Below are 22,412 nucleotides of genomic sequence, written 5' to 3' on the forward strand. Positions count from 1 at the left end.
CGCGACGACCGGGCCGCGCCCGCCGCCGGCCGGCCGGAGTGCACCCCCAGGTCCGGCGGGAGCGACACCTCGATCCGCCGGCCGCCGACCTCGACCACCACGGTCTCCCGGGCCCGGTCGTCGCGCGGACCGTCCGGACCACCGTCGAACGGCGCGATGGTGTTGGCGAACTCGGTCTCGATCCAGTTGGTGTGCACCGCGAACGGCTCGCCCGCGAACGCCGGATCCGCGACCACCGCCCGGTGGAACGGCAGCGTGGTGGGGATGCCGTCGACCGTCAGCCCGGCCAACGCCCGCCCGGCCCGGCGCAGCGCGTGCGCCCGGTCCACCCCGGTGACGATCAGTTTGGCCAGCATGGAGTCCCAGGCCGGGCCGACCACGGAGCCGGCCTCCACCCCCGAGTCGAGCCGCACCCCGGGCCCGGACGGGACGGCGACGGCACCGACCGTGCCCGGGGCGGGCAGGAAGTTGCGGCCCGGATCCTCCGCGTTGATCCGGAACTCGATCGAGTGGCCGCGCACGGGCGGGTCGTCGTACCCCAGCGCCTCGCCGTCCGCGATCCGGAACTGCTCGCGCACCAGGTCGATGCCGGTCACCTCCTCGGTCACCGGGTGCTCCACCTGCAACCGGGTGTTGACCTCGAGGAACGAGATCGTGCCGTCGGCGGCGACCAGGAACTCGCAGGTACCCGCGCCGACGTAGCCCGCCTCGGCGAGGATCGCCTTGGACGCGGCGTACAGGCGGTCGTTGTGCGCCGCGGTCAGGAACGGTGCCGGGGCCTCCTCGACCAGCTTCTGGTGGCGGCGCTGCAGGGAGCAGTCCCGGGTGGACACCACCACCACGTGACCGTGCCGGTCGGCCAGGCACTGGGTCTCCACATGCCGGGGCCGGTCCACGTACCGCTCGACGAAGCACTCGCCGCGACCGAACGCGGCGAGGGCCTCGCGTACCGCGGAGGAGAACAGCTCGGGGATCTCCTCCAGCGTGCGGGCCACCTTCAGCCCGCGACCGCCGCCACCGAACGCTGCCTTGATCGCGATCGGCAGGCCGTGCCCGCGTGCGAAGGCGACCGCCTCGTCCGGACCGGAGATCGGGTCGGGGGTGCCCGCGACCAGCGGCGCGCCGACCCGTTGGGCGATCTGCCGGGCGGTCACCTTGTCACCGAGCGACCGGATCGCGTGCGGCGGCGGGCCGACCCAGATCAGGCCCGCGTCCAGCACCGCCTGGGCGAAGTCCGCGTTCTCGGACAGGAAGCCGTACCCGGGGTGTACCGCGTCCGCGCCCGAGCGCGCCGCCGCGTCGAGGAGCTTGGCGATGTCCAGGTAGCTGGTGGCGGGGATGTCCCCGCCCAGTGCGTACGCCTCGTCGGCGGCGCGGACGTGCGGCGCGTCCCGGTCCGGGTCGGCGTACACCGCGACGCTCTCCAGGCCCGTGTCGTGGCAGGCCCGGGCGACCCGGACGGCGATTTCGCCGCGGTTGGCGATAAGCACTCTGCGCACGGTTCGGCCCTCCTCGTTCGGCACCCGGATCAGCGGAGTCGGAATAGAAATGTCTGCCGCCACTCCGCACAATGCTTCGCGATCTGATTGCCACCGTTCAATACGTTGCGATGCAGGATTGGGTCAGCTTCTTGCCGCGTTTGCGCGGTCTACCACGCGGAATGTCAGACCTACGTCAAGAATGTCGCCGGAATTGACATACGGCTTGAGTCGGCGGGTCGCATCGGCGAGCCTTCGGGATGCAAGCAGCCACCGACACAGGGAGCCCACATGTCCACAGTTGACACCGAGTCCCTGACCAACTCCCGGATCGTGGCGGCGGTTCATCGCGTCGAAGTGGGTGCCCTCCTCGACCGGTACCTGATCGCGCTGGACTCCGCCGAGCTCGACGACACCTGGGCCGGTTCGCTGTTCACCACGGACGCGGTGGTCGAGTTCCCGGTCGGCCGGCACGACGGCATCGCCGGCCTCGCCGCGTTCCACCGCACCGCGCTGGCGAAGTTCGACCGCACCCAGCACCTGAACTCCCCCGCCGTCGTCGAGCTCGACGGCGACCGCGCGCACCTGCGCGCGAACCTCGTGTCCACCCAGGTGCTGCCGTCGCAGGAGCTGTTCGTGACCGGTACGGTCGCGGACGGGGAGGCGGTGCTCACCGGGCACGGCTGGCGGCTGCGCACGCTGTCGTTCCAGCTGATCTGGAGGACCGGCGAGCCACCGAAGCCCACCTCGGCACTCTGAAAGGACGCGATGCGCACCACCCCGTTGGGATCCACCGGCCTGACCGTTCCGATCCAGGGCCTGGGCTGCATGCGGCTTGCCGGGTCCCGGGCACCGGACGGCGACCGCGACGCCATCGCCGTGATCCACCGCGCGCTGGACCTGGGCGTGCGGCTGCTCGACACCGCCGACCTGTACGGCGGCGGACGCAACGAGACACTCGTCGGGCGGGCCCTGCGGCAACGGCGTGACGAGGCGGTCCTGTGCACCAAGTTCGGTGTGGTGACCACCCCGAACGGCGGGCTGGGCGCGCGGGGCGACGCCGCCTACGTGCGCGCGGCGTGTGAGGCGAGCCTGACCCGGCTCGCGACGGACGTGATCGACCTCTACTACCTGCACGACCGCGATCCGACCGTGCCGATCGAGGAGACCGTCGGCGCGATGGCCGAGCTGGTCACGGCGGGCAAGGTGCGCCACCTGGGCCTGTCCAACGTGACCGGCGCGGACGTGCGCGCGGCACACGCGGTCCACCCGATCGCCGCGCTCCAGGCACAGTGGTCACTGGTCAGCCGGGAGGTCGAGGAGATCCTGCCGGTGTGCCGCGAGCTCGGCGTCGGCGTGGTGCCGTACTGCCCGCAGGGTGCCGGCGGGCTCAACCTGGCCGCATCCGCCCGCCCACGCCCGCCGCACATCGCCGGGGTCTCCCCCACCCTCGCCGAGGTCGTGCGGGACGTCGCCCGGCAGCACGGTGTCCGACCCGGTCAGGTCGCCCTCGCCTGGGTCCAGCAGCAGGCCGAGGTGTGGCAGGTGGCGGTCGTGCCGATCCCGGGCACCAGCCGGATCGACCACCTGGAGGAGAACGTCGCCGCCGCGGCACTCACCCTCGACCCTGCCGCCCTGAGCCGGTTGACCACGGCCAGCCGACCCCACTGAGCCGCCCGCGGGTGCCGCCTGCGACACCCGCGGGAACGCCCGGCTAGTGCGTCGCGCCGGTGCTGGTCGTGACCCGACGCAGCACGATCGCGGCGACGACGGCCGTGATCGCCAGCATGACCGCGCTGGCCACCGCGGCCAGCTGAACTCCGTCGGTGAACGCCCGCCGGGCGCTCTCGAGCATTGCCGGGCCGAGCTGACCGGCCACGTCGTCAGCGGCGCCGAGGGTGGACCGCGCCGCCTCCGCCGCGTCGGCGGGCACTCCCGGCGGCGCTACGGTGTCGCGCATCCCCTGGCGGTAGATCGCGGTGGTGATGCTGCCCAGGACCGCGATCCCCAGGGCGATGCCGAGTTCCTGCGCGGTCTCGGTGATCGCGGACGCGGCGCCCGTACGCTCCGGCGGCGCCGCCGCGACCACGATGTCCACGCCCAGCGCCAGCACCGGCATGATCCCGCCGAAGAGCAGCACCAGCCCGACGATCACGTACGCCACCGCTGTTTCGTCGTTCGCCCGGCTCACCACGAGCAACCCGATCGTCGCGACCACCAGGCCGACCGCGATCCTGGTGCCCGGCCTGATCCGACGGCCGATCATCGGCGTGACGGTCGTGGTGACGATCCCGGTCAGCAGCGGCGGCACCATCGACAGCCCGGCCATGATGGGCGACTGGCCCGCGACCAGCTGCAGGTACTGGGCGCTCAGATAGCCCACGCCGCCGACGGCGACCGCGCCGATGGTCAGGGCGAGAACGGACACGCTCGCGGTGCGCAACCGGAACAGGTTCAGATCGAGCAGCGGAGCGGCCGCGGTGCGTTGCCGCCGCAGGAACACCACGCCGAGGAGCAGCCCCACCGCGACCATGACCAGCGGCGTCACGGCCAGCCCATGCTCGGCCACCTGCTTGAGCCCGTACATCACGCTCAGGATCGCCACCAGCGCGGTGAGCGCGCCGGGCAGGTCCAACCTGCCGGGCTGCGGCGCCTTGTACTCCGGTAGCAGGACCGGACCGAGGACGAGCAGCAGTGCCATCACCGGCACGCCGATCAGGAACGTCGACCCCCACCAGGCGACCTCGAGCAGTGCGCCGCCGATCAGCGGCCCCACGGCGGAACCGGCCATGAAGCTCATGAACCAGATCGAGATGGCGGTGGTGCGCTGGGCCGGATCGTGGAACATGTTGCGGATCAGCGCGACCGTCGACGGAGCCAGGGTCGCGCCTGCGATGCCGAGCAGCGCCCGGGCGGCGATCAGCATCTCGGCATTGACCGAGAACGCGGCGAGCACCGAGGCCACCCCGAAGGCCGCCGCGCCGAGCAGCAGGAGCCGCCTGCGGCCGATCCGGTCGCCGAGGGTACCCATGGTGATCAGGAAGCCGGCGATGAGGAAGCCGTAGATGTCGACTATCCACAACAACTGCGCGGCGGAGGGCCGCAGGTCAGCGCTGATCGCCGGGGCGGCGAGGTGCAGCACGGTCAGGTCCATCGAGACCAGCAGCGCGGGCAGGGAGAGGATCGCCAGGCCAAGCCACTCCCGGCGCCCGGCCCGCGGTGGGGCAGTCACATCGATTGTGCTCATGGCTTCCTTCGCGAGTAAAGTGGACAGGACAGGACCCTTATGGTCTGGTCGGACAAGGTCGCAAAGGGAGGCCGGGCTGAGCGTATCCCCCAAAGGGCCACCCTCCGCTGACACGCGTGGCGGCACGGTGTCCGGCGAACTGGGGGCCTTCCTACGCAGCCGGCGAGAGGCCGTGACCCCCGTTCAGGTCGGGCTCCCGGTCAGCCCCGGCAGGCGTACCCCCGGGCTGCGCCGAGCCGAACTCGCCACCCTCGCCGACGTCAGCGTCGAGTACCTGGCCCGGCTGGAGCAGGGTCGGGACACCCGCCCGTCGGCCAAGGTGCTCAGCGCACTGGCCCGGGCTCTGCGCCTAGGCGACGAGGACACCGAGCACCTGCACCGGCTCGCCGCGGTCACCTCCGGCATCGAACTCGGCCCGCGTACCCGGGAGGTCGTCCGTACGGTCCGGCCGACGGTCCGGGCACTGCTGCGTCAACTGGAGCCGGCGCCGAGCTTCGTGGCCAACCACCTCGGTGACCTGCTCGCCTGGACCGAGGGCTACCAGCAACTGGTCGGCTCGCTCGGCGTACTCGACGGCGATCCGCCGAACGTGCTGTGGTTCACCTTCGTCGACGACCGGGCCCGGGCGGCCTACCCGGACTGGGAGCGGGTCGCGGACGAACACGTCGCGGACCTGTACGAGCTGCGTTGGGGCGATCCGGCGGTGGACGCCTTCGCCCATCGGCTGGCCAGCCACGCCGGCGAGGAGTTCACCGAACGGTGGCAGCGGCGACCCCTCGGCGGGCGCCGTACCGGGATCCGTGAACTCTCCCACCATGAGGTCGGCACGCTGCGGCTCGCGTTCGAGACGTTGCAGCTGTCCGATCCGGACCTGCGTCTGGTCGTTCTGCTGCCGGACGACGACGAGACCCGGGTCAGGCTGGACAAGCTCCAGACCGGTCGCGGGACCTAGCCGACCAAAGCGGTTAGCCACGCTGCGTGGCCACCGTCTCGTCCCAGCCCGCGCCCCGGGCGATGGCCGAGCGGAGCCGCGTCACCGCGCGCCGCTGGTTCAGCCCCAGGGCACCGATGACCCGGTCCCCCCGGCGGTACAGGGCGAGGAAGTCGTCCCCGTCCGGTCCGCCCTGGACGAACGCGGTCTCATCGGCCTCCGGCAACCCGACGAACTGGACGCGGTCGCCGTTCCAGTCGGACCAGAAGTACGGCACCGTCGCGCACGGGCGGGCGGCATCGGGGTTGACCGCGTTGCGGGCTGCCACCGACGCCTGTTCGGCCGCGGTGGTCCAGTTCTCCAGGCGCATCGTCTGGCCGAACGCCGGATTGAACCAGCGCACCACGTCACCGGCCGCGTACACCCCGTCGGCGCCGGCGGACAGCGTCTCGTCGCAGACCACGCCGTCGTCCAGCTTCAGCCCGGACGAGGCGAGCCACTCCGTCGCGGGGGCTGCGCCGATGCCGGCCACGACCAGGTCGGCCGGCAGGTGCGTACCGTCGGCCAGCCGAACCGCCCGGACCCGGTCGGTCCCGTCGACCGCGGTGACCCCGCTGCCGCACCGCAGGTCGACGCCGTGCCGCCGCAGCACCGCACCGAGTACCGGCCCCAGCTCGGCACCGACCGCCCGGCCCATCGGGGTCGGGGCCGCTTCCACCACCGTGGCCGCGATCCCTCGACGCCCGGCTGCGCAGGCGAGCTCCGCTCCGATGAATCCGGCGCCCACGACGACCATCCGGGTACCCGGCACCAGCGCGGCCCGGATCGCCCGGGCGTCGTCGAGCCCGCGCAGGGTGTGCACCCCGGCCAGCCCGGCGGCACCGGGCAGTGGGCGGGCGGCCGCCCCGGTGGCCACCACCAGCGCGTCGTACCGCAACTCGGTGCCGCCCACGGTCACCGTCCGGGCGTCCGGGTCCAGCGCGGTCGCCGCGGCACCGAGCCTGGAGTCCACGCCGAGCTCCGTGCGCAGCGACGCCGCGGTCCGCAGGTACGGCGGCGGCGGCTCGTCGGGTCCGTCGAGAAACTCCTTGGACAGCGGCGGCCGGTCGTACGGCGGGTGCGGTTCCGCGCCGACCAGCGTGATGGCACCGGCATACCCGGTCAGTCGGGCCGTCTCGACAGCCCGCAGGCCGGCGAGGGACGCCCCGACGACGACGAGACCTCCGGTGTCCACTAGTGCGGCAGGGAGAGGAGACCGAGCTGGCCGAGCAGGCTCATGTCGTCGGTGAGGCCCCACCGCTCCACGACCTGGCCGTCCACGAACCGGAAGAACTCCACGCCGTTGACCTTGAAGGCCCGACCGGACGGCGGCACTCCGTTGAAGTCACCCTGATGCGTTCCGGAGACGATGAAGGCCATCGCCACGTGCTCGTCGTTCGCGGTCACGTACCGCTGCTCCAGCCGCAGGTCCGGGAACGCGGCGCTGAGGGTGCGGAAGAAGGCGAGGAAGCCGGCACGACCCGGACCCTGACCCGGGGCCGGATCGTGATCCACGGCGCCCTCGGCGAACAGGGTGTTCACGCCCGTCTCGACGTCGCCGGCGTTGATCGCCTCGATCGCCCTGGTCAGGGTCGCCTCGTTGGTTTCGCGTGACATCTGGGTCCTCCTTCAGCTGACCGGGGCCGGGGCCGCCGACCGGGAGTGCACCGGCCGGTACGTGTTCGCCCGGCGCTCGGTGATGATGGTGTCGGTGAACGCGCGGATCCTCTGCACCTCGGCCGGCCGCTCGGACTCGGGCAGGTGGTGGAAGGCGTCGTAGTGTTCCTTGCTCTCCCACTGGGCGTACAGGATGATGAACGTCCCCTCGACCCCCCGGCAGATCGCGTGCGCGCGGTAGCCGGGCACGGTCATCAGCCAGTCGTCGCGCTGCCCGAGGGCGTCGACGAGGGCCTGCTGGTTCTCGGGCGCGCACTCCATCACGATGATCACGGTGTAGTCGTCGCGGTGCGGCCCGATCTCGATGAAGTCCTGGTCCCGGTGGTGCTGGACGAACACCGCCTCGGTCTTGAGCAGCCGCACCGAGGTCGCGATCTGCTGGAACAGCGGGACGACCCCCTGCTGGTACTTCGCCCCGGCGTACCGGGCCTCCAGGTCGGCCCTGCTACGCCACTGCACGTAGTTGGCGGTGCCGGGCGAGTCCACCGCGGCGTGCACAGTGGACGACACCCAGCCGGGGTAGTCGGCGTTGTCGACGATCTCCTTCATCTCGTCGACGATCCGCTGCTGCTCCTCCTCGTTGTTGCAGGTGAACATGTTGAACACGGCCAGGTACCCGTCCCCGGCGCGGATGAACGGCATCTCGGACTCCTTCCTCGGTTGCGATCAGGCGCGGGTGGCTTCGACGACGCTGCACAGCCCGCCCGCGACGATCCGCGACAGCTTCAGCCCGACCTGCTGGAACAGGGCGTCGAACTGGGCGCCGCTGCGCTGGTGGCCGCCGCTGATCACGAGCATGTCGAGATCCATCAGCTTCACTGTCAGCGACGGGCTGGTGTCGTCCGGCAGCACCGCCTCGATCAGCAGCACCCGCGCGTCGGGAGCCATCACGTCGCGGATGTTGGCCAGGATCTGCCGGGACGGCTCGTCGTCCCAGTCATGGATGATGTTCGACAGCACGTACGCGTCCCCGTCGGCGGGTACGGCCGTGAAGAAGTCGCCGGCGACGAGCTCGCTGCGCTCGCGCACCCCGGCGGCGTCCAGCGGCGCGCCCGCGCCCTCGATCACCTCGGGCTGGTCGAACAGCACCCCGTGGGCCGTCGGGACAGCCGTGAGAATCTGCGCCAGCAGGGTGCCGTGGCCGCCGCCGACATCGACGACGCGGCGGAACCCACTGAAGTCGTAGGCGGCCACGGTCGGCGCGATCACCTGCCGGGACAGCTCGGTCATCGCGTTGTCGAAGATCTCCGCCACCTCCGGGTTGTCCCGGAAGTGCTCCCACACCTCGACGCCGTGCACGCCGACGAACGACGGCTCGCCGGTCCGTACGGTCCGGGTCAGGCCGTCCCAGGTGTGCCGGTCGGCCGGCAGGGCCACCCAGCGGGCGAAGTTCCGCAGCGAGTGGGGCGAGTCGCTGCGCAGCGCGTCGCCGACGTCGGTGAGGGCGAAGACGCGGCCGGGGGCCTCCCGGAACAGGCCGATGTCCGCGCAGGCGCGCAGCAGCCGGTACAGGGTCTGCTCGTGGGCGCCGACCGCGTCGGCGAGCTCCGTGACGGTCCGGGGCCCGGAGCTGAGGTGATCCGCGACGCCCAGTTCGGCGGCGGCGCTCACCGCGGATGCCATCCAGCTCGCGGTGGCCAGCTTGAGCACCTGCATGGCGGGGTTGTCGACCTGCATGACAGGTACGCCTCCTTGTTGTCGAGCGTGAGGTTGGGTCAGGGCCGGGTGAGCGAGGAGTCCGGGACGCTCCGGGCGGGCACCCGCGGCGTCGCCGCCCGGCCCTTCAGCAGCCGGCCCAGCAACGACGACTTCTGACCGAGCAGGCATCCCAACGCGTGCCGGTAGATCATCGGCGGGGTGAGGTCGCGCGTGGCCGTCTCGATCCGGGCGGCCAGGTCGGCCAGGTCCACCGGGTCGGCCGCGACCCGGTGGCGGATCCCCAACAGCGGGACGTAGACACCGCCGCGCTGGAAGATCAGGTCCGCCAGGGCCAGGGTGAGCAGGGTGTGCGGTACGGATCCCTGGGCGAAGGACAGCCCCCGGCCGGCCAGGGTCAGCCGCAGGTGGGCGGCCCGGCCGGCGACCGGCCCCAGCACGTTCGACTCCCGGCAGATGGCGTCGAGCGCGGTGCGGAACCCGGCGTACGCGTCCTGGTGGCGGGCCACGGTCTCCGGGTCCATCGTCCGCAGGGCATGCACCGCGATGTGCGCGCCGAGGTTGTGGCGGTACGCGTCGCGCAGCCGGCGCACCTGCTCCGGATCGGTCTTCGTGGCCCGCCGGTGCACGTCCGCGGAGACCATCACGGCCGCCGCCGGCATGGTCATGTCGCTGATGGTCTTGCCGAGGGTGACGATGTCCGCCCGCCGCATCACGTCCCGGTGGGCGAGGTAGTGGGTGCCGCTGCGCCAACCGCCGGTGAGCACCTCGTCCACGCCGACCAGATAGCCCGCCTCGGCACGGAGCTGGTCGACCGCCGCGAGCAGGTCGGCCGGTAGCATCCGGCACGACGCGCCCTGGATCAGCTCGAACCACACCAGGGCGACCGGGTCCTCGCGCACCACCCGTTGGAACTGCTCCACCGCGTCCGGGGCGAACGGGTCCAGGTAGACCAGCTTCGCGTAGTACGGCCGGAACGCGTCCTCGACCGACTCGGTCTTCTGCGGTCCGTACTTGCTCAGGTTCAGCGAGAACAGCGTCTTGCCGCCGTAGTTGCCCTTGAACGTCACCACGGTCCGGCGGCCCGGTTGCGCCAGGGCCGCCAGCGTCACAGCCGTGTGGTTGCCGATGGCGCCGCTCACCGACGGGAAGGCGTGCGGCAGCCCGGTCAGCTCGGCCAGCTCACGCTCCAGGTCGACGAAGTAGTCGTGGTCCGGGTCGTGCGCCTTGAGCACCTCCGGCACCAGGTCGGGAGGATTGTGGCCACGCAGGTTGCTGCCGAACCCGCCGGCGCAGTCGATGACGTCGCGACCGTCGCCGACGGTGAGCCGCCCGCCGGCCGCGCGGCGGACGTCCGGGTTCAGGTTGAACGTCCGGGCCATGTCCGCGATCGTCGGGTTGATGTGACGACCCCAGTACTCGATGGTGGTCCTCGGGTCGGCCTCGATCCTGCTCATCACCGCCCGGTGCCGGTCGGTGATGACGCCGGCCCGGTCCAGCACGTCCAGGACCACCTCGGCACAGACGACGTTGCCGCCGTAGGTGGAGGTGTGCGCGAAGCAGTCGGTGTGGTTGCGCCAGATCTTCTGCACCTCGTCGGCCATGGTCAGCGCGCCGAACGGCACCTGCCGGTCGGCCAGGGTCTCCCCGAACACGACCGCGTCCGCGTCGAGCGGGTTGGCGAAGATGTCCGTCCCGGTCAACTCCAGGTCGGTGCAGGAGAGGATGACCAGGCCGCCGCCCTGCCGACAGTCGGCCAGCAGCGCGCGCAGTCGAGGGTCGTCGAGATCGGTGTCCGGTTCCCGGACCACGATCACCCCGGCCCACGGCGTGGTCCCGTACCGCTCGCTTGCCTCCGTCGCGGTGGGCGCGCTGACCACGTGCGGGATCAGCGCGGCGTCCGTACCCGCGCCCACCGGGTCCATGAACCCCTGGTACCGGTCGTGCGGATCGATCAGCAGGATCCATCCGCCGTTGTCGCGGCCGTCCCGGACCGCCGTGTGCCGGGCCAGTTTGATCGCCGCGGACAGCGCCTCCAGGCCGGAGCTGAGCAGGTAGGTCACCCGGGGTCCGCGCGGTCCGACGTGCACCAGGTCGTCCAGCAGGTAGCCGAGCTTGGCCGCCGACGGGTTGACGTAGTTGCTGGCCATCAGGAAGTTGCAGCGCTGTTCCTGGTTGAGCTGCGCGATCAGATCGAGGGTACGTGCGGACGCGGGACGGAACACCGACTGCGGCATGGCGTCACTTCTCCAGTTTCAGCGCGGCGACCGGACAGGTGAGGACGGAGTTCGTGGCGGCAGCCCACTGCTCCTCGGGGATGTCGTGGCCGTCGAGATGGAAGACCAGATCCCCCTCGTCGTCGATCTGGAACAGGTCCGGGGCGGCGGTCTCGCACACGCCGTGCCCCTCGCACCGGTCGCGGTCAACAGTGATGCGCATCAATCAACCTCGCCAACGTGAAGTCCGGATCGGTCAGGTGTGCAGCGTCGTGGGCAGCGCGGCCAGGCCACGGATCGTGTTGTGCCGGCGCCAGGTCGCCTCTCCCACCTCGATGTGCTCGACCCGGGCGGCGAGCTCACGGAACAGGGCGTGCGCCTCCATCCGGGCCAGCCCCTGGCCGACGCAGCCGTGGATGCCGTGCCCGAAGGCGAGGTGGCTGGTGACGTTGTGCCGGGTGACGTCGAAGGTGTCGGGGTCGGTGAAGACCCGGTCGTCCCGGTTGGCGCCGGCGTACAGCAGGAACAGCCGGGAGCCGGCCGCCATCGTCACCCCGTCGGACAGTTCGTGGTCCCGGGTGACCAGTCGGCAGAACCCACGGGCCGGGGTCTCCAGCCGGACCGTCTCGTTGAACGCGGCCGCGACCAACGACGGGTCCTCGCGGACCTTGCGCCACTGGTCGGGGTTGTTGCCGAACAGCCAGACCATGCTGGCCAGGGCGCTGACCGTCGTGTCCAGCGACGGCACCAGGAAGTCGCCGAGCAGCACGGGCAGCTTCTTCGCCTCGACCTCGCCGGAGTCCACCGCCGCGATCAGATTCGCGCCCCAACTGTCCGGGCGCAGGTTCCGGGTGGTGGCGAGTTCGTCGAGGAACTCCCACAGTTCCTTCAGGACCGGGAAGCCGGCCATGGTGCGTTCGTTCATCGGGCCCAGGGCGTTGAACCCGGCCGAGGCCCAGGCCAGCAGATTGCCGGTCTCGTTCTCGGGCCAACCGAGCAGGTCCGGCACCATCGACACCGGGAACCGCTGGGCGAACTCCGGAACCGCGTCGAAGGATCCGCGCTCGATGAGCTCGTCGACCAGCACGGCGGCCTTGCGCTGCACGTGCTCCTGGTGCACGCGGAGCGCCTTCGGGGTGAGCTGGCGGCCGATGACCTGACGGAGCCGATCGTGGTCCGGCGGGTCGCTGCCGATCGTGCCGCCGGCCATCACCTTGTTGAGTTCGTCGCTCAGACCGACCCCGGACCCGGACGAGAAGGTGTCGTGGTCGTGCAGCGCGGCGTAGACCTCCGCATACCGCACCATCCCCCACACCTGGTACCGGCTCAGCCAGACCGCCGAACCGAGCTCCCGCAACATCTGGTAATTGGCGTACGGAGCCAGCACGGATTCGTCGGAGTAAAGATCGACATCGGATGTCGGAGCCGCGGTCGTAGCAGTCACATCAAACAACCTTCCGGGTTATCGGATACGGTGACGGAATACACAGGCAGAAATCTCGGAAATATTCGCGGGGGATGGTTGACGTACGTGCAAACACCGTCAGAATGTCCGGTGCCCAGTTTTTCCGGGGGCCGCCGAAAAGTTCAAGACCGTAAATCTTCAAGTCTTGGCCAACTTTCGTCGGGTCGATGTCAACTCCATGCCAGGAGTGCCGGTCCGGCCCCATGGTCGCCCTGTCAGTACTAGTCCCGGCCGGGTCTGGTTGCCCGCGCGACCCGGTTCACAGAATGGCCTGGGGAAAGCATGCGAAACGCCAGCAAGATCTGTATACAAAGGGGGTGCGGATGTCCGGCAGGGTTCTTAAACTCGTCGTGATACTCGGCAGTGTGCGGGAGGGTCGATTCGGCCCGGTGGTCGCGGACTGGATCGTCGACCAGGCACAGCGAGACGGCCGTTTCAAAGTGGACCGGGTCGACCTGGCGGAGGCGAATCTCCCGCTGGTCCTCGGGCCCGAGCCGCCCGCGATCGCCACCACGGACCCCCGGCCGGCCGACATGAAGCAGCTGGTCGCGGTGCTTGACGAGGCGGACGCGTTCATCGTGGTGACGCCGGAGTACAACCGCAGCTTCCCCGCCTCGATCAAGGCGTTGATCGACTGGACCTACACCGAGTGGCGGGCCAAGCCGATCGGGTTCGTGTCATACGGGGCGAGCTCCGGCGGCCTCCGGGCGGTCGAGCAGCTGCGCCTGATCTTCGCCGAGATGCACGCGGTCAGCGTGCGCGACTGCGTCAGTTTCGCCAACTACTGGGAGCTGTTCGGGGAGGACGGCACGCTGGTCGACCCGGAGCCGGCGGAGGCGGCCGCGACAACCCTGCTGGGCGAGCTCGGCTGGTGGGGCGAGGCCCTGCTGGACGCCCGGACCAACAGGCCGTACCAGCCGTGACAGGGCGGACCGACCAGGCGATCGCCGCGCTCCGCAGCGGGCACCGCGACCTCGTGGACCGCGTGCGGGCGATGACGCCGCAGGAGCTGACCGGCAGGTCGGCGGCGAGCGAGTGGACGATCGCCGACGTGCTGAGCCACCTGGGCAGCGGCGCCGAGATCCTGCTCGCCTCCCTCGATACGGCGCTGGGCACCGCGGAAGCGCCCGGCCCCGGGTTCCGGGAGTCGGTCTGGGACCGCTGGAACGCGTTGGCCCCGGGCGAACAGGCTGCCGGCTTCATCAAGTCCAACGAGACCCTCGTCGGTCGCTTCGAGGCACTCGATCCGACGCGGCGGGAGGAGCTCCGGGTCGACCTGGGTTTCCTGCCGGCGCCGATCGACGTGCTGACCACCGCGTCGCTACGACTCAATGAGTTCACCCTGCATACCTGGGATATCGCGGTGGCGTCGGACCCCGCGGCGACGTTGGCGCCGGAGGCGGTGGAGTTCCTCTTCGAGCCCCTGCGGATGCTCATCGGCTGGATCGGCCAACCCGCCGCCGTCGGTGACGCCCCCCTGGTGCTGACCGTCCGGACCACCGATCCCGAGCGCCGGTTCGGGCTCGCCTTCGACGAATCGACAAGCCTCGTGGATGCGCCGTCCGGGCCGGCGCCCACCCTCACCATCCCGGCGGAGGCGTTCCTCCGGCTGACCGCCGGCCGTCTCGCACCGGCGCACACACCACCGGGGATCTCGCTCGACGCCGCTGGGCTGACCCTGGAGGACCTGCGCAAAGCGTTCCCCGGCTTCTGAGGCCGTCATGAGATCGGAGTGCCATGAGAATCGCCGTTGTCGGAGCAAACGGCCGCACCGGCAGGTTGGTGGTCGAGCAGGCGCTGTCGCGCGGATACGGCGTCACCGCCCTCGCCCGTAAGCCGCACCGGCCCTCGGCACCGGACCCGCAGCTGAGCAGCGTCGCTCTCGATGTCCACGACCGTGACCGCGTCGTCGGGGCCCTGCGGGGAGTGGACGCGGTCATCTCCACCCTCGGCATCGGCACCTCGCGGGAACCGACGGTCACCTACTCGGAGGGGACCCGCAACCTGCTGCACGCCATGTCCGAACAGGGGATCAAACGGATCGTGGTCGTCTCCGCCTCCCCGGTCGGCCCGCGGGAGGACCAGGCGTTCTTCGACCGTCGCGTCGTCATGCCCATCCTGGACCGCTTCTTCGGGGCCACGTACGAGGACATGCGGCGGATGGAGGCGGTGCTGGCCGCCAGCGACGCCGACTGGACCTCGTTGCGTCCGCCCCGGCTACTGGAGAAACCGCCGACCGGTCGCTACCGGCTCAGTTCCTCGGCGCCGTTGCCCAAGGCCCGCACGCTGACCTATGCCGACCTGGCCGCGGCCCTGCTGGACGCCCTGGACCGGGACGATCTGAAACGTCGGGCGGCATACGTCGCCAACTGACGCACTCCGGCGAATGGCGGCCAATGTCGACTGCGCATTGTCGCTGCCTTTTCGGAGTTCCGTCTGGATGCATACTACATATATCTCAATTGCGTTGTCGGAATCCGGGCACATTGAGTAGTAGTACACTGGAATGGTTCAAGAAAACGTAAGTCGACCAACTGTTGCGGCGCATACTCAGGCCCCCGCAACACAAATTTAACAAACGCGACGGTACGCATAACGATCCCGGCTGAGCAACCCGCAAATCCACAGGTTAAGCGCGCCAGGGCTTGGGGTACATGCATGATGCCGTTCGATCAGCAATCGTCAATTGTCAATTGACTACGTCTGCGCTAATGGGTACGGTCGAGATAACTTCCATGAAGCCTGAAGTGACTGGTTGAGGGAAAAATGCAGCGCTCTTCTAATCTTCTCGAACTCGACAAGCGATGTTCCTGCGGCGGCGAAGTGCTGGTCCCAGCGGAGGGGGACCAACCGGAGATCCGGTGGGGCCTCACGAGCCACCTAACCAACCACAGAGTGCTTGTGGTCGAAAGCAACCGGGCCGAGGCGGAAACCCTCGCGCGCGGGCTGCGCCGGCACGGCCACGAGGTCCTCAGTGTGGACACGGGCGTGGTGGCGCTACAGGCGCACGAAGAGGCCGACATCGTGCTGCTCGACCTGGAGCTGCCCGATCTGGACGGGCTGGAGGTGTGCCGGGGCATCCGGTCGGCATGCGACACCCCGGTCATCGCGGTCACGGCGCGGGGCGCGGAGCTCGACCGGGTGCTCGGGCTCCAGGCCGGCGCGGACGACTATCTCGTGAAGCCGTACGGGTTCCGCGAGCTGCTGGCCCGCATGGACGCGGTGATGCGGCGGATCCGGCCCCGGACCCGGGTCGCCCGGACGATCTGCCACGGCTCGCTGGAGATCGATGTTAACGCTCGCCAGGTCCGCCTCGCCGGTCGCCCGGTCGACATGACCAGGAAGGAATTCGACCTGCTGTTCCTGCTGGCGTCCAACCCGGACACGGTCATCCCCCGCAAGCGCCTCATGGTGGAGATCTGGGGCGACTCGTGGTCGCGACGGACGGTCGACACACACGTCGCGACGCTCCGGAACAAGCTCGGCGCGAGCAGTTGGGTCATCACCGTACGCGGGATCGGTTTCCGCCTCGGCCACGGGTGACGCCCGGGCTCGAGTCGCGGACAAAAGGGCCCGGATCGCCGCCGCGATCCGGGCCCGAACCCGCGGCGAAGCTCAGAGGCTGGCCAGCCCGAGGACCAGCGGAGCAGCCGAGAGCACCGTGAACACGGCCGGCATGGGCGCGTTCTTGGCGTCGTTGGCGCGCAGATGGGAGATGACCGCCCCGAGGAAGAACAGGACCACACCCACAGCCGCGGCGATGCCGAGCGGGCGGTAGAAGATCCCGATCAGCAGCCCCGCCGCGCCGAGCAGTTGCAGCGTGGCCAGCACCGGGAACATCCGATCCGGAACCCCGACCCGGGTCAGGACCTCCACCACGTCCTTCTGCCGGACCAGCTTGTTGCGGGCGGTGAACACGAGCAGGGCCGACACCACGACGGCGGTAACGATGTACGCAATATCCATTCGGTACTCCATTATCTCGTACAATCGATCGTAGAACCATATCAATAATTTTCGGAGATAGGCAATACGAGGTCTGTTACCGTTCCTGACATGGAACGAAGTGGCCGGGACGATCCGACGCACCGGCTGAGCCTGCTGCTCGCCAAGCGGGGCTCGCTCACGGATGCCCGGCTACGGGCCGCTTTGAGTACCAACCGGCTGACGCCCCGACAGGCGACGGTGCTGACGTACCTCGAAGCCGAACCGGCCTGCCAGCAGATGCTCGTCGAGCTCCTGGAATGCGACCCGAGCGTGCTCGTGGCGATCCTCAACGAGCTGGAACGCGCAGAGTTGATCTACCGTCGACGCGACCCGTCGGACCGGCGCCGGCACATCGTCGAGATCACCCCCGCCGGCCACGACGCGGTGAAGGCCCTGGAGGCAACGTTCACCGAGGTCGAGAGCGAGCTGTTCGCCCACCTGTCAGCCACGGAGCGGGCAACCCTCAGCGAGCTACTGGGCCGCGTCGCGGCCGATCCGGCATCTCGTGTTGATGAGCCGAGCTCGACATTCGCTGCCGACGGCGCAGGTCTGGAACCAACCTGTGAGCGACATGGCCGACAGCACGCTGTGCGGCACCCTCAATGACGCGGCCATAGCGACCGACCGTGCCGTAACCGCAAGATCTCCATCGCGGCAGTGGGCGGCTATTCGTCATAGCGGACGGAGGCGAAGCCAACGTTTGGGCCGTTACATGTGGTCAACGAGCGCTGAGTTCCGCACGTAATTGTCCAATTGTCGGCGCAGCAGCCCTGATGCCGCCGCTGCCGTCAGTTTCGGGCGTCGCCTGCCGCCTACCAGCTCGCCGCATAGCCGCAGTTCGCGGCCAGGTTAGCCGCACCACCTATGGATCTCCAAAAGACTCAGGGCGCTCATCACGTCGGATGAACGCCCTGTTCGGATTGGGTGGAGCCGAGGGGACTCGAACCCCTGACCCCCACACTGCCAGTGTGGTGCGCTACCAGCTGCGCCACGGCCCCCCGTGCCCGACCTTGCACCCGGGCACTCGCGCAATAGTACACACCCCCACGCCGGGGGTCACACGAGGTATCCCAACCTCAGTTCAGCGCCGGGTCCGACGGGTAGTGGGCCACGGCCGCGATCAGGCCGCCCTGGCGCCTCAGCACCATCTGCCAGAGGTTGTCCGGCCGGGGGTCGAAGGCGTCGCCGGGAAGCGACGCGAAGGTCAACCAGGAGCCCTGGGCGATCTCCTCCTCCAGCTGGCCGCCGGCCCAGCCCGCGTAGCCGGCGAACACCCGTACCTGAAGAAGATCTTCTTTGAAGGTCTCCGGGTCGCCGGAGAGGTCGACGGTGCCGATGAGGCCGTCGACGCGGCTGAAGCCGGTGCGGCCCGCCGGCAGGCCGGGGCGGGCACGGGCGAGGCAGATGGCCGCCTCGGGCTGCACGGGGCCGCCCTCGAAGACGACGCCGGGCTCGCTCGCGAGCGCCTGCCAGCCGGTGAGGACCTCGCCCACGGGCACTTCCGTGGCTCGGTTGAGGACCACGCCGAGCGCCCCGTTAGCCTCATGGGCCACGAGCAGGACGACCGTACGTTCGAAGTTCGGGTCACGGAGGTTCGGCGTCGCCACGAGCAGCTGCCCGACCAGCGACTTCATCGCCTGCCCCTTCGTCAACTCCGGTTCGCGCGCCGTGCCAGGATCCGGGTGCATGTCTCGCACCATAGCTTGCGCCGTGCCCCACGGTTAGAGTCTCCGCGTGGGTGCACTCGCGGATCTCGCCGTCATCGGCGGCTCGGGCCTCTACAAGCTGCTCGATGGAGCCACGGAACATGTCGTGGAGACGCCTTTCGGGCCCCCGTCCGACCCGGTGACCGTAGCGGACGTGGGCGGGCGACGGGTGGCGTTCCTGCCGCGCCACGGGCGCGATCATCGGTATCCCCCGCACAAAATCCCGTACCGGGCAAACCTCTGGGCGCTGCGCTCGATCGGGGTCCGGCAGATCATCGCCCCGTGCGCCGTGGGCGGCCTGCGGCCGGAGCTGGGGCCGGGCACGTTCGTGGTGCCGGATCAGCTCATCGACCGCACGACGGGCCGGGAGCAGACGTTCTACGACACCGGCGCGGTCCACGTGAACTTCGCGGATCCCTACTGCCCGGTGGGCAGGGCGACCGTGCTGCGCACGGCCGCCGCCGCGGGCATCGAGGCCGTGGGTGAGGGCACCATGGTGGTGGTGCCGGGTCCGCGCTTCTCGACCCGCGCGGAATCGCGGTGGTACGCCGCGTCGGGCGGCACGATCATCAACATGACCGGCCACCCGGAGGCCGTCCTGGCCCGTGAGCTGGCGCTCTGTTACACGTCGGTGGCCCTGGTGACCGACCTGGACGCCGGCGTGGAGGGCGACCACGGCGTCACGCACGCCGAGGTGTTCCGGGTCTTCGCGGAGAACACCGAGCGCCTGCGCGACCTGCTGCTGACGGTCCTGCCGCAGCTGCCGGCCGAGCCGGACTGCGCCTGCGGCGGCGCCCTGGACGGCATCGACGTGCCGCTCACGCTGCCGGCCCAGGCCGCCCCGTCGCCCGCTTCCTGACGGGTCACTCCCCGCCGATGTCGACCGCGTACGCGGTGTAGACGACATCGGCGACGTGCTGGCGGTGGCGGGTGAGGCCGCTGAGCATGTCCAGCGCGCGCCGGCGCAGCGTCTCCGCGTCGGCGCTGGTCTCCGCGGCCTGCCGGGCCAGGGCGCTCATCGCCCGGTCCAGGGCGCCGTGCTCGGCGACGAGCCCGTCCACCTCGTGGGCCAGCCGGGGTGCCTCGCTGACCACCTGGGCGTAGATCCCGTGCGCGCCCTCGGTGGCGGCCCGGTACTCCGCGAAGGCCTCGCGCAGCGGGTCGAGCCGCCCGCTGAGGTGCGTACGCCAGCCCGCGTCGGGGGCGGGGGCGCGCAGCACCTGGGTGAAGGCCTGGATCGACTCGCTGAGCCCCACGGGCCCGGTCGCGGCGTACCAGGGCCTGGCGCTGGTCTGGACGGACATGGCGCACCTCCTCAGGGGTCCGGCCAGTCGGCCCGACGCCGGTGCGCAAGCGCCACTGCAATGCGCACGCGGGACGACCCGTGGCTCCTTGTGGTGTGCTCCTCACCGATGGTGAACGCCCCGACGACCCCTGTCCACCCCCACAAGCTGTGAATCAGCAAGTACCCCAAAAAAGCGCCGCACCAGAAAGCGGACCGCAACCACCGATCGTGGGGGTGTCCGGGGGCTCGGCCCCCGGAGCGGGAATAGAGAGCACCCCCTGTCCGCGCTCTCCGCGGACAGGGGGTGCCTAGGGCTCGTGGAGGTGCCGGGAATCGAACCCGGGTCCTCCGGCGTCTCAACAGGGCTTCTCCGAGCGCAGCTCACTGTGCCTTTCTCAGCCCCACCAATCACGTGAGCGAGTTGGTGTGACGGGCTCAGTCGCGATTAATCTCGCCGCATCAGCCCCGCGACGGGACCGAATTGGCCAGCCTACTTAGATGATGCCGAGATCCGGACCGTAGGCACGTCCGGTTCGACACAGCCGTTACTCGCCTCAGGCGGCGAGAACGAGCTGGGAGCGCTTAACAGAGTTGGCGCTTGTGGTTTTCCGACATCGATTAACGAGACGGCGTCGGCTTCCTCGGCTCGCTTCACCTGCATCCACGTCCGCAGTCGAAACCTGTCACCCCCTGGCATGCCGCGCGACTCTCGCGCGACCCGATCTACAGTAACGCGTCCCGCCCACAGTTTCATCCGGGTAACCTGCCGCCCGCGAGCACGGCGGGCAGCCGGTCGGCGAACGCGGTGCGGAGCGCCCCGCCGAGCTGCTCCCGGCGGGTGTGACCACCCGGGCCGAGATAGCCCGTGACCAGCACCTCGACGACCGTCCCGCCGGGCACGGGGTGCAGCCGCCAGACGACGCCCAGGTGCAGGTCCGCAGCCGTCCAGATCATTTCCAGGGCCCGGCCCACGTCGACCCGTACGACGTCGGCGTGCAGCAGCCCGTCCAGGCCCGGCAGCCCCACGGGGCGCAGCCGGAACCGGTGCCCGGGGCGCGGGACCACGTCGTTCTCCATGAGCCACTGGGCGACCTGGGCGGAGTCGGTGAGGCCACGCCACACCCGTGCCTCCGGATGGGCGTAGAAGAAATCAAGGATGATCTCCGCCACACCGCCGAACCTACGCCGGTGTCCGGGCCCGTTCGCGGTGCGCGCGCGGAGGTTCACCCCTGCGGGTCAGGCGCGGCCCTTCAGCCGGCGACCCAGCTCCCGGCTGATCTCCCGGTTGGCGTCCCGGGTGGCCATGTCCTGGCGCTTGTCGTAGGACTTCTTGCCCTTCGCCAGCCCGATCTCGACCTTGGCCCAGCCGTCCTTGAAGTACATCGACAGCGGCACCATGGTCAGCCCGCTCTCGCGGGTCTTCGTGAGCAGCTTGACGATCTCGATGTGCTTGAGCAGCAGCTTGCGCGTACGGCGTGGCTCGTGGTTGGTCCAGGTGCCCTGCGCGTACTCCGGGATGTGCAGGCCGTAGAGGTAGATCTCGCCGTCGCGCTCCTGCGCGAACGCGTCGACCAGCGACGCGCGGCCGGCGCGCAGCGACTTCACCTCGGTGCCCATGAGGGCGATACCCGCCTCGTACGTGTCGAGGATGGTGTAGTCGTGGCGTGCCTTCTTGTTGGACGCGATCAACGTGCGTCCCTTTTCCCTCGGCACCGCCGTCACCTCCCTCGTTCGCGGCCAGCCGGAAATGCTACCTGAGCAACGGCCCGGCGGCGCCCGAGATTCCCCGGCGCCGGCTCAGCACAGGCAGCCGGGCAGGTAGGGCAGCGGATTGACGGGCGCGCCGTCGACGCGTACCTCGAAGTGGAGATGGTTGCCCGTGGACGCGCCCGTGGTCCCGACCCGCCCGATGAGCTCCCCGCGGCTGACCCACTCCCCCGCGTTGACCAGGACCTGCGACTGGTGCGCGTAGCAGGTGGCGAGGCTACGCCCCTTGTAGCTGCCGTGGAACACGCACGTGTAGTTCCCGTACCCGCCGTTCCAGCCGGCGCGCAGCACCCGCCCGCCGGCCACCGCGCGGATCGGCGACCCGCCCGCGGCCGCGATGTCCACCCCGGCGTGCAGCTGCCACACCCGGTAGTACGGGTCGAACCGCATGCCGAAGTCGCTGGACTTCCAGCCGTGCACCGGCATGGGCAGCCGCCCGCCGGGCAGCAGCACCGGCGGCCCGTTGCCCATGCCCCGGATGTGCGCGGCGATGCGCGCGCTCTCCGCCCGCAGCTCGCGGTACCGCGCCAGGATCGTCGCCCGCTCCCGCCGCGCGGACCGCCAGGCCCGCTGCCGCTGCCGGGACAGCGCGGCGAGGTCGACGGCGGCCTGCCTGGCCTGGTCGGCGATGCGGTCGGCCTCGGCGAGCGCGTCGGCGGCGGCCTTGCGGGCCCGCGCGGCGGCCTCGGCCTGTCCGGTGGCGACGGCCTCCTTCTCCCTGGCCGCGAGCCGGGCCACGGTGGCGGCGTCAAGCGCCTCCCGCTGCCGTTCGGAGACCTGGTCGAGATACCCCAGGGCCATCACGAAATCGGTGGGGCTGATGCCGCCGAGCAGGGCGTTCACCCGTTCGATGTCGTGCCCCCGGTAGGCGTCGCGGGCGAACGCCCCGATCCGCGCCCGGGCCGCGTCGACCACGGCGCGCGCCCGGTTCAACGCCGCCTCCGCGGCGGCCCGGTCG

The 22,412-nt window shown here is 70.4% G+C and carries 24 protein-coding genes, 1 tRNA gene and 1 other RNA gene; 9 read left to right on the forward strand and 17 right to left on the reverse strand.

The features are described 5' to 3' along the window. On the reverse strand, positions 1 to 1,499 hold a 1,499-nt coding region (locus ABD211_RS29030), incomplete at its 3' end, for an acetyl-CoA carboxylase biotin carboxylase subunit (protein ID WP_344138715.1). A gap of 270 nt (positions 1,500 to 1,769) precedes the next feature. On the opposite strand from ABD211_RS29030, the gene ABD211_RS29035 reads away from it, so the two are divergent. Together ABD211_RS29035 and ABD211_RS29040 are read left to right on the forward strand one after the other, a co-directional pair. Continuing rightward, positions 1,770 to 2,237, forward strand: a complete 468-nt coding sequence (locus tag ABD211_RS29035) for a nuclear transport factor 2 family protein (RefSeq protein WP_344138717.1) — start codon at positions 1,770 to 1,772, stop codon at positions 2,235 to 2,237. A gap of 9 nt (positions 2,238 to 2,246) precedes the next feature. Beyond that, a complete protein-coding gene (locus ABD211_RS29040) occupies positions 2,247 to 3,149 on the forward strand; it encodes an aldo/keto reductase (RefSeq protein WP_344138719.1) in 903 nt (300 codons plus the stop codon). 43 nt (positions 3,150 to 3,192) lie between these two features. On the opposite strand, the gene ABD211_RS29045 is transcribed toward ABD211_RS29040, so the two are convergent. Further along, on the reverse strand, positions 3,193 to 4,725 hold the full coding sequence (locus ABD211_RS29045) for an MFS transporter (RefSeq protein ID WP_425560557.1): 1,533 nt from the start codon (positions 4,723 to 4,725) through the stop codon (positions 3,193 to 3,195). Positions 4,726 to 4,852: 127 nt separating this feature from the next. Between ABD211_RS29045 and ABD211_RS29050 the strand changes: the two genes are divergently transcribed. After that, positions 4,853 to 5,677, forward strand: a complete 825-nt coding sequence (locus ABD211_RS29050; protein WP_344138723.1) for a helix-turn-helix transcriptional regulator — start codon at positions 4,853 to 4,855, stop codon at positions 5,675 to 5,677. Positions 5,678 to 5,690: 13 nt separating this feature from the next. Here the strand turns inward: ABD211_RS29050 and ABD211_RS29055 are convergent, their stop codons facing one another. The 7 genes from ABD211_RS29055 to ABD211_RS29085 are packed head-to-tail and all read right to left on the reverse strand — an operon-like array spanning position 5,691 to position 12,604. Next, positions 5,691 to 6,890, reverse strand: coding sequence for an NAD(P)/FAD-dependent oxidoreductase (locus tag ABD211_RS29055; protein WP_344138725.1), 1,200 nt, complete (start codon positions 6,888 to 6,890; stop codon positions 5,691 to 5,693). Next, positions 6,890 to 7,312: an ester cyclase gene (locus ABD211_RS29060; protein WP_344138727.1), complete on the reverse strand. Its 423-nt coding sequence runs from the start codon at positions 7,310 to 7,312 to the stop codon at positions 6,890 to 6,892. Before ABD211_RS29060 ends, ABD211_RS29055 begins: the two co-directional genes overlap by 1 nt. 12 nt (positions 7,313 to 7,324) lie before the next feature. Continuing rightward, a complete protein-coding gene (locus tag ABD211_RS29065; RefSeq protein ID WP_344138728.1) occupies positions 7,325 to 8,014 on the reverse strand; it encodes an antibiotic biosynthesis monooxygenase family protein in 690 nt (229 codons plus the stop codon). Between the two features lie 24 nt (positions 8,015 to 8,038). Beyond that, on the reverse strand, positions 8,039 to 9,049 hold the full coding sequence (locus tag ABD211_RS29070) for a methyltransferase (RefSeq protein ID WP_344138730.1): 1,011 nt from the start codon (positions 9,047 to 9,049) through the stop codon (positions 8,039 to 8,041). Between the two features lie 38 nt (positions 9,050 to 9,087). After that, positions 9,088 to 11,265: an aminotransferase class III-fold pyridoxal phosphate-dependent enzyme gene (locus tag ABD211_RS29075; protein WP_344138732.1), complete on the reverse strand. Its 2,178-nt coding sequence runs from the start codon at positions 11,263 to 11,265 to the stop codon at positions 9,088 to 9,090. A gap of 4 nt (positions 11,266 to 11,269) precedes the next feature. Continuing rightward, entirely contained in the window at positions 11,270 to 11,467 is a 198-nt protein-coding gene (locus ABD211_RS29080) for a ferredoxin (protein WP_344138734.1), read from the reverse strand. A 33-nt stretch (positions 11,468 to 11,500) separates the two neighbouring features. Continuing rightward, positions 11,501 to 12,604 carry a cytochrome P450 gene (locus ABD211_RS29085; protein ID WP_344138736.1) on the reverse strand — a complete coding sequence of 368 codons (1,104 nt, stop codon included), beginning with the start codon at positions 12,602 to 12,604 and terminating at the stop codon, positions 11,501 to 11,503. 428 nt (positions 12,605 to 13,032) lie between these two features. Here ABD211_RS29085 and ABD211_RS29090 point away from each other — a divergent pair, with 428 nt between their 5' ends. From ABD211_RS29090 to ABD211_RS29105, 4 genes are all read left to right on the forward strand, one after another. Beyond that, positions 13,033 to 13,632 (forward strand): NADPH-dependent FMN reductase, encoded by a 600-nt coding sequence (locus tag ABD211_RS29090; RefSeq protein ID WP_344138738.1) that lies wholly within the window; start codon positions 13,033 to 13,035, stop codon positions 13,630 to 13,632. Beyond that, positions 13,629 to 14,423, forward strand: a complete 795-nt coding sequence (locus ABD211_RS29095; protein WP_344138740.1) for a maleylpyruvate isomerase family mycothiol-dependent enzyme — start codon at positions 13,629 to 13,631, stop codon at positions 14,421 to 14,423. The genes ABD211_RS29090 and ABD211_RS29095 overlap by 4 nt, the downstream gene beginning before the upstream one ends. A gap of 23 nt (positions 14,424 to 14,446) precedes the next feature. Further along, complete coding sequence (locus ABD211_RS29100) at positions 14,447 to 15,082, forward strand: NAD(P)-dependent oxidoreductase (RefSeq protein WP_344138742.1); 636 nt, start codon at positions 14,447 to 14,449, stop codon at positions 15,080 to 15,082. A 522-nt stretch (positions 15,083 to 15,604) separates the two neighbouring features. Then, entirely contained in the window at positions 15,605 to 16,252 is a 648-nt protein-coding gene (locus ABD211_RS29105) for a response regulator transcription factor (protein WP_344138744.1), read from the forward strand. 72 nt (positions 16,253 to 16,324) lie between these two features. Here the strand turns inward: ABD211_RS29105 and ABD211_RS29110 are convergent, their stop codons facing one another. Further along, entirely contained in the window at positions 16,325 to 16,675 is a 351-nt protein-coding gene (locus ABD211_RS29110) for a DoxX family protein (protein ID WP_344138746.1), read from the reverse strand. 90 nt (positions 16,676 to 16,765) lie between these two features. Here ABD211_RS29110 and ABD211_RS29115 point away from each other — a divergent pair, with 90 nt between their 5' ends. After that, the gene (locus ABD211_RS29115) at positions 16,766 to 17,302 is read left to right on the forward strand and encodes a MarR family winged helix-turn-helix transcriptional regulator (protein WP_344138748.1); all 537 of its coding nucleotides are present in this window, start codon (positions 16,766 to 16,768) and stop codon (positions 17,300 to 17,302) included. Between the two features lie 319 nt (positions 17,303 to 17,621). Here ABD211_RS29115 and ABD211_RS29120 read toward each other — a convergent pair. Together ABD211_RS29120 and ABD211_RS29125 are read right to left on the reverse strand one after the other, a co-directional pair. Next, positions 17,622 to 17,694 (reverse strand) — tRNA-Ala (locus ABD211_RS29120). A 78-nt stretch (positions 17,695 to 17,772) separates the two neighbouring features. After that, positions 17,773 to 18,384 carry a YqgE/AlgH family protein gene (locus ABD211_RS29125; protein WP_344138750.1) on the reverse strand — a complete coding sequence of 204 codons (612 nt, stop codon included), beginning with the start codon at positions 18,382 to 18,384 and terminating at the stop codon, positions 17,773 to 17,775. 46 nt (positions 18,385 to 18,430) lie between these two features. Between ABD211_RS29125 and ABD211_RS29130 the strand changes: the two genes are divergently transcribed. After that, positions 18,431 to 19,261 carry an S-methyl-5'-thioadenosine phosphorylase gene (locus ABD211_RS29130; protein ID WP_344138752.1) on the forward strand — a complete coding sequence of 277 codons (831 nt, stop codon included), beginning with the start codon at positions 18,431 to 18,433 and terminating at the stop codon, positions 19,259 to 19,261. Positions 19,262 to 19,265: 4 nt separating this feature from the next. On the opposite strand, the gene ABD211_RS29135 is transcribed toward ABD211_RS29130, so the two are convergent. The 5 genes from ABD211_RS29135 to ABD211_RS29155 form a co-directional block, all read right to left on the reverse strand. Further along, positions 19,266 to 19,706: a hypothetical protein gene (locus tag ABD211_RS29135; RefSeq protein WP_344138754.1), complete on the reverse strand. Its 441-nt coding sequence runs from the start codon at positions 19,704 to 19,706 to the stop codon at positions 19,266 to 19,268. Between the two features lie 296 nt (positions 19,707 to 20,002). Then, positions 20,003 to 20,378, reverse strand: a transfer-messenger RNA (tmRNA) gene (gene ssrA / locus ABD211_RS29140). A gap of 59 nt (positions 20,379 to 20,437) precedes the next feature. Beyond that, positions 20,438 to 20,857 (reverse strand): SRPBCC family protein, encoded by a 420-nt coding sequence (locus ABD211_RS29145; RefSeq protein ID WP_344138756.1) that lies wholly within the window; start codon positions 20,855 to 20,857, stop codon positions 20,438 to 20,440. 66 nt (positions 20,858 to 20,923) lie between these two features. After that, the gene (gene smpB / locus ABD211_RS29150; protein ID WP_344138758.1) at positions 20,924 to 21,400 is read right to left on the reverse strand and encodes an SsrA-binding protein SmpB; all 477 of its coding nucleotides are present in this window, start codon (positions 21,398 to 21,400) and stop codon (positions 20,924 to 20,926) included. Positions 21,401 to 21,484: 84 nt separating this feature from the next. After that, on the reverse strand, positions 21,485 to 22,412 hold a 928-nt coding region (locus ABD211_RS29155), incomplete at its 5' end, for a M23 family metallopeptidase (RefSeq protein ID WP_344138760.1).

The organism is Luedemannella flava, assembly GCF_039528515.1.
Classification (GTDB): Bacteria; Actinomycetota; Actinomycetes; order Mycobacteriales; family Micromonosporaceae; genus Luedemannella; species Luedemannella flava.